The organism is Pseudovibrio japonicus (assembly GCF_014651595.1).
GTDB classification, from domain to species: Bacteria; Pseudomonadota; Alphaproteobacteria; order Rhizobiales; family Stappiaceae; genus Pseudovibrio; species Pseudovibrio japonicus.
Genome location: NZ_BMXE01000003.1, coordinates 395,344 through 408,180, shown reverse-complemented (window position 1 = coordinate 408,180; position 12,837 = coordinate 395,344). Strand labels below are relative to the sequence as shown.

Here is a 12,837-nt window from a genome sequence, read left to right as displayed (position 1 = left end):
GCCATCACGATTGATCGCATTGAATATTTTACCCGCGGTCCCACATCAAAGACCGCGGGTAAGCTGGCAAGGCGCGGTGTTCGCAGCCAGCCAGAAACGTATAAAAGAATAAACGGAGATCCAGATGTCGAAAGCTGATGTAAAAGAAATCTTCCAACGCCTTGATGAACACGCCAAGGCCATTCATTCCACCAAGATTACGGACCTTTTTGCTGCAGATCCCACACGCTTCGACAAGTTCTCCCGCTCTGCTGACGACCTGCTCTACGATTTCTCCAAGAACAAACTGACAGAAGAAACCCTTGATCTCCTGCTCGAACTTGCCCGCGCTGCCAACGTGGAAGCAAAACGCGATGCAATGTTTGCAGGTGAGTACATCAACACCACGGAAGATCGCGCTGTTCTGCATACCGCTCTGCGCAACCAGTCCGAAAATCCGGTGCTGGTGGACGGCAAAGACGTCATGCAGGACATCAACGAAGTCCTCGTCAACATGGGCGAGTTTGCCGAAGGCATCCGCTCCGGCGAAATCACAGGTCATTCCGGCGAGCAAATTACAGACGTGGTCAACATCGGCATTGGCGGATCTGACCTTGGCCCGGTCATGACCACTCTGGCGCTGGCACCCTATCATGACGGCCCAAAACTGCATTATGTTTCCAACGTGGATGGCGCCCACATTGCCGATACGCTGGCAGGGTTGAAGCCTGAAACAACGCTCTTCATCATTGCAAGTAAGACCTTCACCACAATCGAGACCATGACCAACGCAGCCACTGCCCGACGTTGGATTGCCAAGCATTGCGGTGAAGAAGCTGTCGGCGCTCATTTTGCTGCCGTTTCCACTGCGCTGGACAAAGTTGCCGCCTTCGGCATCTCTCAGGAGCGCGTCTTCGGCTTTTGGGACTGGGTTGGCGGTCGCTACTCCATCTGGTCCGCCATCGGCCTGCCTTTGATGATCGCCATCGGCCCGGATGCCTTCTCTGACTTCCTTGGCGGTGCGCACGCCATGGACAACCACTTCCGCACCGCCCCTATCGAGGACAACATTCCGTTCCTCATGGGGCTGATCGGCGTATGGCACCGCAACGTGCTTGGCTACGACACCCGCGCCGTTCTGCCATATGATCAGCGTCTTTCCCGCTTCCCTGCCTACCTGCAGCAGCTGGATATGGAATCCAACGGCAAAAGCGTCACCAAGGATGGCGTTGCCGTAGAAACCCAGACTGGCCCGATCGTCTGGGGCGAACCCGGCACCAACGGCCAACACGCTTTCTACCAGCTCATCCACCAAGGTACGAGCATCATTCCTTGCGAGTTCCTGGTTGCTGCCAACAGCCATGAGCAAGACCTGCAAACTCACCACAATCTCCTCTTGGCAAACTGTCTTGCCCAGAGTGAAGCCCTGCTCCGTGGCCGCTCGCTGGAAGAGGTTGAAGCCAAGTTCCGTGCAGAAGGAAAGTCTGAAGAAGAGATTTCTAAATTAGCTCCACAAAAGGTATTCCCGGGTAACAGGCCTTCAACCAGCCTCATCTATGATCAACTAAACCCATTCACGCTGGGTAGGTTGATAGCGTCTTATGAGCATCGCGTCTTCGTTGAAGGAGCGATCTGGAACATCAACTCCTACGATCAATGGGGAGTTGAACTCGGAAAAGAACTTGCAACGCAACTTCTGCCAATGGTTGAAGGTAGCCAGTCCGCAACGCACAAAGACAGTTCGACCCAAGGTTTGTTGAAATATATAAAGAAGGCAAGAAGCCTCTAAATTCTAACAAACTTTAACCATCTTCCTTTGCTAGCTCATCCTCAGCAAACACGAGCTGCCAAGAGGTCTTGGGGTCCGGTCAAATTGGGATTGGCAGCAAAAGGAGACTGGAAAATGAAGAAACTTGCTCTAATGGGCGTAACAGTAGGTCTACTGGCATTAGCTGGCTGTAATTCCTCCTCACAGACCGACCGTACTCTGGTTGGCGGCGGCCTTGGCGCTGCAACCGGCGCAGCGATCGGTGCAGCTTCAGGTGGTGGCGTAGGCGACGCGCTTGCAGGCGCAGCCATCGGCGGTGTTGCTGGCGGTGTTGTCGGTAACGTCACCACGCCGAAGAACTGTACTGCCTACGACCAATACGGCCGCCCGTACGCCGTGGCATGCCCATAAGCCACTCAGAAAGAGTTGGTTCCGCCATTCCAAAGGCCCTGCACCTGCAGGGCCTTTTTTGTTGGGATCTACCTACAAGTTTCAGGAGGTAAACAGCTCCGGTTTAACCACCTTGCCATCTCACATAGCAAATTCACTCATCTGCAACTGATCGACGCCTACCCTAGGTTTCAAACAAACAGACCATGGGTATGACCGTGAAAAAAGCAATCATAATTACTGTCGCCCTGCTCACACTTGGTGCCTGCAGCGAGTACAACCGAAGAGACCGTGCCCTTGTTGGGGGTGGTCTTGGTGCAGCAACAGGCGCTGCTATTGGTGCAGCTTCAGGCGATGTTGGCACTGCCTTTGCTGGTGCTGGGATCGGCGCACTGGCTGGCGGGTTACTTGGTGCAGCCACCACGCCGCGTCGCTGTGTGGGCTACGACAACTATGGGCGTGCATATTACTACCGTTGCTGACCGCAGCCCCGTATAATTGACCAGCGCAGGCAGACCTACAGGTCTGCCATAAAATCCGGAGCAGCTATATCCAGCTTGAAGCTGCGTATGCTCTTCGCTGTTGTATCCGAGCCCATGATCCTCTTGTAAAGCATCTTATGGGCTGCGGCCAAAGCCATCTTAGCGTATTTCCTTGCCCCGTAGCTGTGCCGGTTGCCTGAAATCCCTGCCGCACGCAGCAATCCATTGGCATAGATGATTGCATAAAAGTTCCGCACCTCAGGGGTAAAGTGCTCGGTCGTCACCGATATATTCACCTCGTCGTGGTTCTCGACCCGGTGCGGATTATTTAAAGGCCAGTGGGCCATCTCACCGGGGCTTAGCGTCACTTTCGTGGCGAACTCATCATACCAAGGCTCAAACCGTATTTCCTCCTCAGTCGTGCCAAGGAAGATTCCTTCCAGCTGCGCATCAGAGAGGAACGGTTCTGTGTTCTCATAGATGTAAACATCCTTGTGACCCTTCACCTGCCACAAGGACTGCCCCGGAACATCTGCATGATAGTACACCTGAGCACCAGGGGAAGAAATCAGCATCCCGGTCTTGTGCTTGAAACTGGTAAAGCCCGGAACCTTGCCCTCAAGCTCCTCGAAGATTTTCGCTGTAACCTGCGCAAAGCCCTCATCCCAATCCTGCAAGGCCCGCAAGGAAAGCCAGAACCGCCCCTCCTCCACTGCCTGAAGCACATCCTCGCCCCGCGCACCGGCAAGACTGCCCTGTTGCCACTGAGACTTCTTACTGCCAATGGCACCGGGCCGCACAAAGTCGTAATGCTCAGAAGGTGTCGCCTCGATCAGGCGGGCCAGATTATCAGGTTCGAAAACCGGTAGTTCAGGTAGGCGGTTTTTCAAAAGCAGCGTGTGCTTGCCAAACACCTCTTTGTAGTGCTCTTTCCAATCAACAATCAAATCATTCTGAAGAACCAATTCCAATTCACGAGACATGACGCCGCCCAATCCAACAGATACTAGTAAATTTTTACCAGTCTATCCTAAGCGTTCCTGCGAACTGATTAACGTGGCGGCAAACAGACAACTGGGCATGCACCCCCTCTTGCAACGAAAACGGGAGCCCAAAGGCTCCCGTTCCAAAATCCGTTACGTCCAGTTTGACTTTCAGGCAGCTTCAGTTTCCTGAGCCAAGGCCAGCTCTGGAGCAACATAAGCATAACCCAGATTCTCAGCCACTTCTGCCACAGTCACCTGACCTTTGTATACGTTCAGACCCGGCAGGAAGCCTGGGGTCTCACGCAGCGCAGCCGCATAACCTTTGTCCGCCAACGCCAGAACGTAAGGCAATGTAGCGTTGTTCAGCGCGTAGGTAGAGGTGCGCGCAACCGCGCCCGGCATGTTCGCCACGCAGTAGTGAACCACATCATCAACAATGTATGTTGGATCCTGGTGGGTCGTTGCGTGGGAAGTTTCAAAACAACCGCCCTGGTCGATAGCAACGTCAACAACAACAGAACCCGGCTTCATTGCCTTGATGTGTTCTTTGGTCACCAGCTTCGGCGCAGCAGCACCAGCCACCAGCACAGCACCAACAACCAGATCAGCAGCCAGCACTTCTTTCTCAAGCGCAGCACGGCTGGAGAAGACAGTCTTCAGGCGCGAACCGAAGCGTGCGGAAAGCGCATCGAGAACTTCAACGTTTCTGTCCAAAACAGTCACATCAGCACCCAGACCAATCGCCATCTCAATAGCGTGTGCACCAACAACGCCGCCGCCGATCACAACAGCTTTCGCAGGCGCTACACCCGGTACACCACCCAGAAGCACGCCAGCACCGCCATTTGCTTTCTGCAAGGCAGTAGCACCAGCCTGAATGGAAAGACGACCAGCAACCTGAGACATAGGCGCCAGCAATGGCAGACGGCCCTTACGATCAGTTACAGTTTCATAAGCAATGCAAACCGCGCCGGAAGCAACAAGATCAGCAGTCTGCTCTGGGTCCGGAGCCAGGTGCAGGTAGGTGAACAGCAGGTGGTCAGGACGGAGCATCTTACGCTCAACAGCCTGAGGCTCTTTCACCTTCACGATCATTTCTGCTTTTGCAAAAACATCAGCAGCAGTCGGTAGAATCGCAGCACCAGCAGCCACGTAGTCAGCATCGCTTGCACCAATACCAACGCCCGCATTGGTTTCAACAACCACTTCATGCCCATGAGCAACAACCTCATGCACGCTATCAGGCGTCAACCCAACGCGGTATTCGTGGTTCTTAATTTCCTTCGGAACACCTACAAGCATGTTTATTCTCCCAATCAGCTTCGGGTTTTTCTCTGAACATAACTTATTGAAATATCAATTGCAGATGCTTGCGATCTGCGCTCCTAACGCTATATTTTAGCAAGCTTCTGCGAAGAAACATCACTTTGGCACAATAATCTGCGAAAACGGCAAAGCCATGAAACTCGACAAGCTTGATAAAAAGATCCTCCGTGCCCTGCAGGACGATGGCCGGATCTCCAACGCTGACCTTGCAGAACTGGTCGGCCTGTCCGCCTCTGCCTGCCTGCGCCGCGTCCGCACATTGGAGTCCGAAGGCGTAATCCAGAAATATGTCGCCCTGCTCAATCCAAAGAAGCTGGGCAAGCGTATGAATGTCTTTGTCGAAATATCACTTGGCTCACAATCCGAAGAAGCGCTGGCCACTTTTGAGAAAGCCGTTGACCGTTCCACCGAGATTATTGAGTGCCACCTCATGGGTGGCGATGCAGATTATATACTGCGTGTCATGGCAAACGATCCGGTAGATTTTGAGCGCATCCACCGAGACCACCTCACCAGATTGCCCGGTGTTGTTCGCATGCGCTCTTCCTTCGCAATCCGCTCCACCAAACAAGGCAGCGCCCTGCCAATTTCGGAGAGCTGATCAATCGAGGCAAACCGTACGTGTATCTTACAACAATAATAGACGCTTTTGCCAATTCTCTCTATAACAACCCTTAACCAAGGCCTACTCCGACAAAGAGGGATCCGCCCCTCCAACAGGAACAGGCCCAGAGCAAAGTGCTTGCAGTTTCCCAAGCTGCATAAGTCTGGAGCATGACGTTGACACCCACTATCACTTGTTTACTGGACGGCCGGTATGAACTGGCCGAAGGCCTCCTCTGGGATGATCTGACAAAACACCTGTTCTTCTGCGATATTCTGAAAAAACAGATCCACGCAATGAACTGGGACACAAAAGAAGTCGCCACATGGGACTTCCCGAAGGTGGTCGGCTCCTTTGGCCTTTGTAAAGATGGCCGCCTGATCGTCGCCATGAAGGATGAGATCATCCTGTTCGACACAACGACCAAGATGTACGATACCCTCGCGCAGATCGAGCAGGACAACCCACGCACCCGGCTCAATGATGGCAAGGTCGGCCCTGACGGAGCCTTCTGGGTCGGCACCATGGACGACATCAGCCCAAGAACACCAATCGCCAGCCTCTATCGCGTCTCACCACAGGGCGGCGTAACACATATCGCGCAGGACCTCAGAACTTCCAACGGTCTGGCATGGTCCCCGGACACCAAGACCATGTACCACTCCGATACGGGTTCTGGCGAAGTCTTCACCTACGACTTCGACCGAGATGCTGGCACAGCCACCAACAAGCGCAAGTTCCTGCAGCTGGACAATACAGTGGGCAGACCAGACGGCGCGACAGTAGATGCTGCTGGCAACTACTGGTCCGCAGGCGTCTCCGCAGGCAACGTCAACTGCTTTGCACCAGACGGCGAGCTCCTGCACTCCATCGCCCTGCCCGTTCCGCGCCCGACCATCCCGTGCTTTGCAGGTCCGGACCTGAGCACGCTGGTTGTGGCCAGTCTGCGCCCTAATGGAGATGAGGAACTTCTCAAAGAGTTTCCAAAATCAGGCAGCCTCTTTGCAATGGACGTTGAACAAAAAGGCCTGCCAGCCTGCCGCTTTGGCTGATTTAGCTCTTAAGCTAAAACTACGCGATACAAGAAAGGGGCGGTCAAACCGCCCCTCAATCAATTCCGCCTCAGCCTTCACTGGCCTCAGAAGACTTATCGTCAATCTGATAGGGGGCGAGGACCTTCTTGGTCTTCTCTGGCAGGTTCTTACCCCAGCCAGCCTCAAGTTTGTGATCAACGGACACACGATCGTCAAACACAAAACACTCGCCTTTCCAGAGGCTCTTGTCCTCGGGCACCTTCTCAAGATAATTCAGAATACCGCCCTCTAGGTGGTACACCTCATCAAAGCCCTGCTCCAGCATCAACCCAGTTGCCCGCTCACAGCGGATACCGCCAGTGCAGAACATGGCAACCTTCTTCTTGGCGCGCAAAGAATTGTCGTTGCGTTTGACCCACTCAGGAAACTCATTGAAGGTCTCCGTATCAGGATCGACAGCCCCTTCAAACGTACCCAGCGCAAACTCGTAGTCATTGCGCGTATCAACCACAACCGTATCCGGGTCGGAGATCAGGGCGTTCCAGTCTTCAGGCTTCACATAGGTGCCAACAAGGTCATTAGGATCAATATGGTTCACGCCCATATTCACGATCGCTTGCTTCAATCGCACCTTCATGCGCTTGAACGGAACCTTCTTCGCCCAACTTTCCTTAACAGTGATGTCGCTAAAACGCGGATCTTTGCGCAGATACGCAATCACCTCCCGCATCTGTGGCTCTTCACCGGCAATCGTTCCGTTAATGCCCTCACGAGCAATAAGAAGACTGCCACGAATGCCACGGTCTTTACAGTAGGCAAGCAGCGGTTCGCGCATATCTTCAAAGTCCGCGAACTCAACAAATTTATAGAGCGCACAGACCAAAATGGGGGTCAGTGTAGATGTCATTTTCAGCCTTTGGGCATTATTAGTGGAGACACCTATACCCATTTAGACCGTCTCTGTCAGCAAAAGACGCCATGCCAAAACGACAAACCTCCCCTGCTGGTGCAGGGAAGGTTGAAATCTAATGCACACGAGAGGTATCAAAAAGTCATTTATCGGCCCGGACGGAATGCTTCCAAGATGGTAAGCAGGGTCTGGAGCTGATCTGTTGTACCAGTCTGAGCAATCTTCTCTGTAGCACCAGCTGCTGCCATTGTATCCATGGAGTAGATCTGCATGACCCCCTGGTTGGCAGCAGCCTGCGCAAGCGTATTCTGCTGTTGTGAGGCCGCCACGTTATTCTCAAACAGAATACCGGTGGAGTGCGCCATAGTCTGATACAGCGACCCCATCGCCATAGCGGGAGCTTCAGCAACCACCTTCACATTCGACTGGGTCACGGCATCTGTGATCATTGGACTTACCGTATCTGGCATAGTCATCATCCTTCAAGATGAAGCGTATCTCCGATTGGTGGAAACCGGCTTTCGGAGACTGATACGCTAGAAAACAAGGACTAAAGCAGCTCGGCAAACTCAACCCGAAGACGAACTGCTTTACATGAGAGAGCTGGCATCCGGTGGCTTCGCAGAGGACCACCAAGGGCACGCCCAACAGGCAACCATCCGGACACCATTGACTGCAGTTTGAGCCAACGCCGCCAACAGGCGGCGCCAAGTCCTATTAGGTTGGATTGAAAACACGCAGAATCGTCAACAGCGTGTTCAACTGGTCTGGAGTACCGCTCTGAGCAACTTTTTCGGTAGCGCCAGCACCAGCCATCGTATCCATGGAGTAGATTTGCATAACTCCCTGGTTTGCTGCTGCCTGAGAAAGAATGTTCTGCTGCTGCGCCGCAGAGACATAATTCTCGAAGAGAATTCCAGTGGAGTGAGCCATAGTCTGATAGACACTGCCCATTGCCATCGCAGGGGCTTCACCAACGACCTTTACGTTGGACTGGGTAACAGCGTCAGTGATCATTGGGCTAACAGTAGTTGGCATTCTAATAGTCCTCTTTCATACAGTTCTGGTCAAAATCCGGTTCTGCATTTCCTTGAACTGGCTCCAAAGGAGTACGCGCTACTACAAAATTAAGGATGCATCAGAACCATTCACATCGCTCTGGCGCTTGCACCAGAAAGCGAAGCTCGAAAGTTCCGGTTATTGATTGAGACTACGCAAAGTAGTCAGCAGCGTGTTCAGCTGATCAGGCGTCCCATCCTGAGCCAGCTTCTCTGTGGCCGAAGCTCCTGCCATGGTATTGGTGGAATAGATTTGCATAACGCCCTGATTGGTCGTTGCCTGGGCAAGAGTAGAAAACTGGGCAGCGGACGAAACTGAATTCTGAAACAAAATGCCCGTCGAATGAGCAAGGGACGCATAAAGGTTCCCCATTGCAATTGCCGATGCGTCCCCGAGCACCATCACATTGGTTTGCGTCACAGCATCTGTCACCGTGCTGTCCTCACGTATTACGGGGCCAATCCCTGGAATATCCGCCATATAGTCACTCCCACCTGAACAACCGAATTCAAAAAAGCAAGTCGGTAAAAACGCAGCCCTGCTCTACCCCTGATCAGGCGCAGGGTGCGCACTGACCAGAGGCAAACTCGCAAGTATTCTGAAAACTCATTGGCCGTTGCAGACCGGCCAAACCACGCAACTTAGCGCGAAAAATATCGACGCAATGTGTCGAGCAAACTCTCATCTACCGGCTCGACCTCTTTGGGATCCATATGCGCAATGCTGTTTGCAGCAGCCATGGAACCAACGGAATAAGTATGCAAGATTCCTTCGTTCAGCGCCGATTGAGCGATGATGTTCTGGCGCTGCGCATTCGCGACAGCGTTCTCGAACAGCACCCCCGTCGACTGCGCCGCGGTCAAATAAGTCAGCGCCAGCGCAAACCCGGGCGCCACACCAAGAAGCGCAATCACATCAGCCTCAACAGCCGCACCATTGGAAGGCGCAACTGCGCTGCATTGTTCCTCAATAGTCTTTGGCATTTTTTCTCCAATATGCTTGTTATTATTGCCACTTACAGACTATTGACGCCGTCCCTTTCGATTTGTGAACTTTTTCCTAAGAGCCCGCGCCCTTCGTAAGGATTGATTCAGAACTCACTTACCGGTCTCGTGATCTGTCCTTCAGATAGCCAATCAGGATCTCCGAGAGCTTCTCGTTGATCGGACCAAACTGCTTGGAAATCTCCGAGTTGATCTCCTTTCTCAGGTAATCCCGCAGCGCCTCCGCAACCTGCACCGCCATCACCTCCTGATTGGCCGCACCGCCCTGAACCGGCTGACCTGACAAAGGATACTGCGCCATGCCCGCAACCGGTTGGGGTCCCGCTTGCGGCGCTCCCTGTCCCGGTGCCAGATTCGGCGGCGGCTGGACCGGAGGAACCTGCGGCGAAGGCGCCTCGGCCTGATCCTCACCTGTTCCAATCACCCGTCTGATCGTATCGATCTCTTCATCAATCGAAGTGCAAAGCTTGGCCGCGGCCTGCTCAACCTCAGTAACGATGGTCTGCGCTGATGTTGTTGCATCCTCACACGCCCGGTTGATCTGCGCCTGCTGCTGCCGTATCCCCGCAACCACCTCATTGTAATTGGGAATGCCTTGCCTCAACTGCGCAAATTCACTGGCCGCTTGATCCACATTCTCCTTCACCTTGGTGAGCTGCAACACAGCATCATCCAGCGCAGAGTTGAGTTCCGGCCCCGGTGTCGTCGTGACCTTCTGCGGACCATCAGCTGCTGTACCCTGCGTTCCGTTCGCGGCTGTACTCATCGCTCACTCCTCACGTCCAGTCTCACCAATTGTAATCCGGGTTCCGTTCCGCACTGCGCTCTTCCCCGCGCTCCTCAAACTCGATCTCACCGGTTGAGGTAAACCGGGCAAGAAGCTCCTCTTCCACGCCATCCTGCAGGAGCTGCTCTTCCTCGCGGTCGTCATAGCGATCAACCTCTTCCTGTATCCGGTCATCGCGAAAGCCGAGCACCACGTCAGCTGCAGTAACGTTCTCCTCTTGGCCAAGCAGGCCTTCTGCCTTCACCAGTGCATCCCGCGCCAGGCTCAAGTGGCACAACATGCCCGGCAATCCCTCCACGCCGGACCGCGACAGCGTCAGGGTCTCCTCTTGTTCAATAACCCCTTCCCACCGGCGCAACTGATTGAGGATCACTTCCTCCAGTTCCTCACGAATGTATGTAACGTCCCGTTCCATTTCTCACCTTTTACAGCTGTCAGGGTTCTGCCTATCGCGTCAGAGCCCGAAGAAAAGTCGCAAGCATAATGTAATCCCGTTGGCACAACCGGGTTATTTCCTGAACCAATGTCGGCAGCTGATCCACCTCCTGCGGTTTGCAGGGTTCAGGTTGGGCCTCACAAGAATGCTCAAAGCCATAACGAGGTCGTTCAGCACGCAAGCTCGTCCCTCCTCCGTCTGGTGGATCACTCACTCACCTTCTGGAAGGCGGAGATCGCATTTGTCACCATGGTGTTCAGTTCTGTCAGCGCCGGTGTGGCCGCCAACGCCGGATCCTGCGCAATCTTGGCAGCCACAATCGCCTGCGCTGCCATAGAGATCTGCATGACTCCGTTCATGTAGGTCTCTCCGTCTTGCGAAGCGTGCCCGTTGGACTGCTTGGTCATCACATCGTCAGGAATGGAGATCATCGTCTCCAATCCCTGATAGTTCTGGAAATTCGTAAATTCCACAGCTTGAGTAATCTGATCGTTCAGAGCTGGTGTGGAGGGCGCAGATGTTGGTAGGGACGGATAAGTCGGACCTGAAGCCTGCTCCTGCGCACCCGCTGAAGGCGCTCCTCGAGCCCCGCCAGCAGATCCTTCAAAGTTCGGGGCATTCTCTCGGCCTGCACCGCCAGCAGATCCCTTTTCACTATCCATCACCATGGTTTGCTGCGCTCCGGATTGACTGTTGCTCTCACTTGCTGTGTTGACGGTTTCCCTATCCGCCTGTGAGGACATTTTGATCGCTGGAGATGATTGCTGTACCCCCTGGGGTCGGGATGCATCAGCAGCGGACTGAGTTGAGGAACGCAAACTCTTTTCACTCAAAGGTCCGTGGAGCAGAGAGATCAAGCGTCGCCGACGCGCAATCGCTTTCTCATACTCTTGAGAAGCTGAACTCTCACCTCTCTCCATCACCATCAAATTCCCTCAAACTAGCCACCTGAAGGTTTAGACTCCGCTCCAGAGGTCGGGCCAATTTCCATAATCAGCTGCACCCCCTTGGAGACCACAGCCGTCGAGATCTGGTTCATGGATTGCTGTGCATGGGTCGCGTTCTGGACCGACAACCCAGTTGCATTGCTAACCACTTGATAAAGATTGGCAATTGCCTGCGAAGGCGCCTCACCCACCACCTTCACATTTGTCTGGGTAACGGCATCCGTCACCTGAGCATTTACAGTATCTTCCGCCATTCTTTCGCCCTCACAGTCTGTAAATCATTAACTATTCGGAAAGACGCACCCCCGGCATTCCTGTGAACACACAATCTGTTCAATTGAGCCGCCCACGCTTCCTGGAGCGCGCTTTTCGCAATTTCTCACGCAAGAACTGCACGCGTTTCCGGGCCAGAGCCTGAGAGATGTTCAATTCCTCCGAGATCTCGCTGTAGCTGCGGTCCTCGGCAAATTTCTTGTAAAAGATCTGCTGGTAGATCACCGGAAGCCGCTCCAGCGTCTTGCTGATAAGCGCAAGCTCTTCTTTTTGTGCCAACAAGACTTCCTGCGGCGCAGATTCCGCTTCATTGTTGGCAAGGTGCTCGTCATAAACATCTTTCTCGCCATCACGAAACTGATACTCATATCGCTTCTTCCGGTACTGACTGATGAACTCGTTCTTGAGCGCGTACATAAAAAACGCGATTGGCTCCCGCATATTCAGGGGTCGCATCTCAAAGTGAGAGGCAACCTTGATGATCGTAGCCGACATCAACTCCTCAGCCGCATCCATGTCACCACCCGTCAGATGAAACGCTCGCCCAAATATCTTTTTTCTATGCTCGTTCCAGTATTCCCAAACAGGCGCCAAATCCTGACGCCCATCAAGATGCTCAATTCGTGTATTCTTGTAATACATCCGCCACACCTCAATGTATTACAGACAATTTCTCATGTATTTTCGAAGTGAACACAGAACCGGAATACAAAACTGGGAACAGTGAACTGATATTGACTTCGTTTTCGGAGAAATAGTCCGTTTCGACTGAGTTGACGCTACGGATATTCTTGCCTTCGGAAAACCAACGCAATTTTACGGGTTGTATAAATTATAACTTACAACTTTAAA

The 12,837-nt window shown here is 53.3% G+C and carries 17 protein-coding genes; 5 read left to right on the top strand and 12 right to left on the bottom strand.

Going from position 1 to position 12,837, the window contains the following annotated elements:
• The first annotated feature begins 124 nt into the window (after nucleotides 1-124).
• The 3 genes from pgi to IE076_RS10380 all read left to right on the top strand — a co-directional run bounded on the left by pgi (nucleotide 125) and on the right by IE076_RS10380 (nucleotide 2,619).
• Nucleotides 125-1,768, top strand: a complete 1,644-nt coding sequence (pgi, locus tag IE076_RS10390) for a glucose-6-phosphate isomerase (RefSeq protein WP_189436700.1) — start codon at nucleotides 125-127, stop codon at nucleotides 1,766-1,768.
• A gap of 114 nt (nucleotides 1,769-1,882) precedes the next feature.
• Nucleotides 1,883-2,158, top strand: coding sequence for a YMGG-like glycine zipper-containing protein (locus tag IE076_RS10385; protein WP_189436699.1), 276 nt, complete (start codon nucleotides 1,883-1,885; stop codon nucleotides 2,156-2,158).
• A gap of 197 nt (nucleotides 2,159-2,355) precedes the next feature.
• Nucleotides 2,356-2,619, top strand: coding sequence for a YMGG-like glycine zipper-containing protein (locus IE076_RS10380; protein WP_189436921.1), 264 nt, complete (start codon nucleotides 2,356-2,358; stop codon nucleotides 2,617-2,619).
• A gap of 35 nt (nucleotides 2,620-2,654) precedes the next feature.
• On the opposite strand, the gene IE076_RS10375 is transcribed toward IE076_RS10380, so the two are convergent.
• Together IE076_RS10375 and ald are read right to left on the bottom strand one after the other, a co-directional pair.
• Nucleotides 2,655-3,602: a transcriptional regulator gene (locus IE076_RS10375; RefSeq protein WP_189436698.1), complete on the bottom strand. Its 948-nt coding sequence runs from the start codon at nucleotides 3,600-3,602 to the stop codon at nucleotides 2,655-2,657.
• Between the two features lie 171 nt (nucleotides 3,603-3,773).
• The gene (gene ald, locus IE076_RS10370) at nucleotides 3,774-4,907 is read right to left on the bottom strand and encodes an alanine dehydrogenase (RefSeq protein ID WP_189436697.1); all 1,134 of its coding nucleotides are present in this window, start codon (nucleotides 4,905-4,907) and stop codon (nucleotides 3,774-3,776) included.
• A 157-nt stretch (nucleotides 4,908-5,064) separates the two neighbouring features.
• Between ald and IE076_RS10365 the strand changes: the two genes are divergently transcribed.
• On the top strand, nucleotides 5,065-5,532 hold the full coding sequence (locus IE076_RS10365; protein WP_189436696.1) for an Lrp/AsnC family transcriptional regulator: 468 nt from the start codon (nucleotides 5,065-5,067) through the stop codon (nucleotides 5,530-5,532).
• 173 nt (nucleotides 5,533-5,705) lie between these two features.
• The gene (locus tag IE076_RS10360) at nucleotides 5,706-6,587 is read left to right on the top strand and encodes an SMP-30/gluconolactonase/LRE family protein (protein ID WP_189436695.1); all 882 of its coding nucleotides are present in this window, start codon (nucleotides 5,706-5,708) and stop codon (nucleotides 6,585-6,587) included.
• Between the two features lie 70 nt (nucleotides 6,588-6,657).
• Here IE076_RS10360 and trhO read toward each other — a convergent pair whose 3' ends face one another.
• The 10 genes from trhO to IE076_RS10310 form a co-directional block, all read right to left on the bottom strand.
• Nucleotides 6,658-7,476, bottom strand: coding sequence for an oxygen-dependent tRNA uridine(34) hydroxylase TrhO (gene trhO, locus IE076_RS10355; RefSeq protein ID WP_189436694.1), 819 nt, complete (start codon nucleotides 7,474-7,476; stop codon nucleotides 6,658-6,660).
• A gap of 149 nt (nucleotides 7,477-7,625) precedes the next feature.
• Nucleotides 7,626-7,955: a RebB family R body protein gene (locus tag IE076_RS10350; RefSeq protein WP_189436693.1), complete on the bottom strand. Its 330-nt coding sequence runs from the start codon at nucleotides 7,953-7,955 to the stop codon at nucleotides 7,626-7,628.
• Nucleotides 7,956-8,196: 241 nt separating this feature from the next.
• Complete coding sequence (locus IE076_RS10345) at nucleotides 8,197-8,517, bottom strand: RebB family R body protein (RefSeq protein ID WP_008547907.1); 321 nt, start codon at nucleotides 8,515-8,517, stop codon at nucleotides 8,197-8,199.
• A gap of 159 nt (nucleotides 8,518-8,676) precedes the next feature.
• Nucleotides 8,677-9,018: a RebB family R body protein gene (locus IE076_RS10340; RefSeq protein ID WP_189436692.1), complete on the bottom strand. Its 342-nt coding sequence runs from the start codon at nucleotides 9,016-9,018 to the stop codon at nucleotides 8,677-8,679.
• A 161-nt stretch (nucleotides 9,019-9,179) separates the two neighbouring features.
• On the bottom strand, nucleotides 9,180-9,521 hold the full coding sequence (locus IE076_RS10335) for a RebB family R body protein (RefSeq protein WP_189436691.1): 342 nt from the start codon (nucleotides 9,519-9,521) through the stop codon (nucleotides 9,180-9,182).
• 118 nt (nucleotides 9,522-9,639) lie between these two features.
• Nucleotides 9,640-10,308 carry a hypothetical protein gene (locus tag IE076_RS10330; RefSeq protein ID WP_189436690.1) on the bottom strand — a complete coding sequence of 223 codons (669 nt, stop codon included), beginning with the start codon at nucleotides 10,306-10,308 and terminating at the stop codon, nucleotides 9,640-9,642.
• Between the two features lie 22 nt (nucleotides 10,309-10,330).
• Nucleotides 10,331-10,744: a hypothetical protein gene (locus IE076_RS10325; RefSeq protein WP_189436689.1), complete on the bottom strand. Its 414-nt coding sequence runs from the start codon at nucleotides 10,742-10,744 to the stop codon at nucleotides 10,331-10,333.
• Nucleotides 10,745-10,971: 227 nt separating this feature from the next.
• Nucleotides 10,972-11,691, bottom strand: coding sequence for a hypothetical protein (locus IE076_RS10320; RefSeq protein ID WP_189436688.1), 720 nt, complete (start codon nucleotides 11,689-11,691; stop codon nucleotides 10,972-10,974).
• Nucleotides 11,692-11,705: 14 nt separating this feature from the next.
• Nucleotides 11,706-11,966, bottom strand: a complete 261-nt coding sequence (locus IE076_RS10315) for a RebB family R body protein (RefSeq protein WP_054663306.1) — start codon at nucleotides 11,964-11,966, stop codon at nucleotides 11,706-11,708.
• Between the two features lie 79 nt (nucleotides 11,967-12,045).
• Nucleotides 12,046-12,627, bottom strand: coding sequence for an RNA polymerase sigma factor (locus tag IE076_RS10310; RefSeq protein ID WP_189436687.1), 582 nt, complete (start codon nucleotides 12,625-12,627; stop codon nucleotides 12,046-12,048).
• Between the last annotated feature and the right edge of the window lie 210 nt (nucleotides 12,628-12,837).

What these genes read in the sequence shown, in the direction of transcription:
- pgi (WP_189436700.1), top strand. Translation starts at nt 125, where the DNA reads ATGTCGAAAGCTGATGTAAAAGAAATCTTCCAACGCCTTGATGAACAC.
- IE076_RS10385 (WP_189436699.1), top strand. Translation starts at nt 1,883, where the DNA reads ATGAAGAAACTTGCTCTAATGGGCGTAACAGTAGGTCTACTGGCATTA.
- IE076_RS10375 (WP_189436698.1), bottom strand. Translation starts at nt 3,602, where the DNA reads ATGTCTCGTGAATTGGAATTGGTTCTTCAGAATGATTTGATTGTTGAT.
- ald (WP_189436697.1), bottom strand. Translation starts at nt 4,907, where the DNA reads ATGCTTGTAGGTGTTCCGAAGGAAATTAAGAACCACGAATACCGCGTT.
- IE076_RS10365 (WP_189436696.1), top strand. Translation starts at nt 5,065, where the DNA reads ATGAAACTCGACAAGCTTGATAAAAAGATCCTCCGTGCCCTGCAGGAC.
- IE076_RS10360 (WP_189436695.1), top strand. Translation starts at nt 5,706, where the DNA reads ATGACGTTGACACCCACTATCACTTGTTTACTGGACGGCCGGTATGAA.
- trhO (WP_189436694.1), bottom strand. Translation starts at nt 7,476, where the DNA reads ATGACATCTACACTGACCCCCATTTTGGTCTGTGCGCTCTATAAATTT.
- IE076_RS10350 (WP_189436693.1), bottom strand. Translation starts at nt 7,955, where the DNA reads ATGACTATGCCAGATACGGTAAGTCCAATGATCACAGATGCCGTGACC.
- IE076_RS10345 (WP_008547907.1), bottom strand. Translation starts at nt 8,517, where the DNA reads ATGCCAACTACTGTTAGCCCAATGATCACTGACGCTGTTACCCAGTCC.
- IE076_RS10340 (WP_189436692.1), bottom strand. Translation starts at nt 9,018, where the DNA reads ATGGCGGATATTCCAGGGATTGGCCCCGTAATACGTGAGGACAGCACG.
- IE076_RS10335 (WP_189436691.1), bottom strand. Translation starts at nt 9,521, where the DNA reads ATGCCAAAGACTATTGAGGAACAATGCAGCGCAGTTGCGCCTTCCAAT.
- IE076_RS10330 (WP_189436690.1), bottom strand. Translation starts at nt 10,308, where the DNA reads ATGAGTACAGCCGCGAACGGAACGCAGGGTACAGCAGCTGATGGTCCG.
- IE076_RS10325 (WP_189436689.1), bottom strand. Translation starts at nt 10,744, where the DNA reads ATGGAACGGGACGTTACATACATTCGTGAGGAACTGGAGGAAGTGATC.
- IE076_RS10320 (WP_189436688.1), bottom strand. Translation starts at nt 11,691, where the DNA reads ATGGTGATGGAGAGAGGTGAGAGTTCAGCTTCTCAAGAGTATGAGAAA.
- IE076_RS10315 (WP_054663306.1), bottom strand. Translation starts at nt 11,966, where the DNA reads ATGGCGGAAGATACTGTAAATGCTCAGGTGACGGATGCCGTTACCCAG.
- IE076_RS10310 (WP_189436687.1), bottom strand. Translation starts at nt 12,627, where the DNA reads ATGTATTACAAGAATACACGAATTGAGCATCTTGATGGGCGTCAGGAT.